This window comes from Methanosarcina spelaei (assembly GCF_002287235.1).
Classification (GTDB): Archaea; Halobacteriota; Methanosarcinia; order Methanosarcinales; family Methanosarcinaceae; genus Methanosarcina; species Methanosarcina spelaei.
Genome location: NZ_LMVP01000494.1, coordinates 1 through 228, shown reverse-complemented (window position 1 = coordinate 228; position 228 = coordinate 1). Strand labels below are relative to the sequence as shown.

General features: G+C 34.2%; 1 protein-coding gene. It reads left to right on the top strand.

The annotated features are described in order from the left end of the window. Positions 1 to 210 (top strand): hypothetical protein (locus ASJ81_RS23390; protein ID WP_212556106.1); only part of this gene is annotated, 210 nt, incomplete at its 5' end. Positions 211 to 228 lie beyond the last annotated feature (18 nt).

The following is a 228-nucleotide window of genomic DNA, read 5'->3' as shown; positions in this document are numbered from 1 at the left end:
GTTCACATGTTTGTTCATGGAAAAGTTTCAATCCTTGTTTTAGTGGATCTTGCTCACGAATGTTACTGTAAATGTAGTTTATTAGAGGAGAAATTAGTTTCAATCCTTGTTTTAGTGGATCTTGCTCACGAATCTGTACATACAATGCGCTCCAAATTTACTTATTGCGATGTTTCAATCCTTGTTTTAGTGGATCTTGCTCACGAATAAAAAAAAGTCAGTTAACTG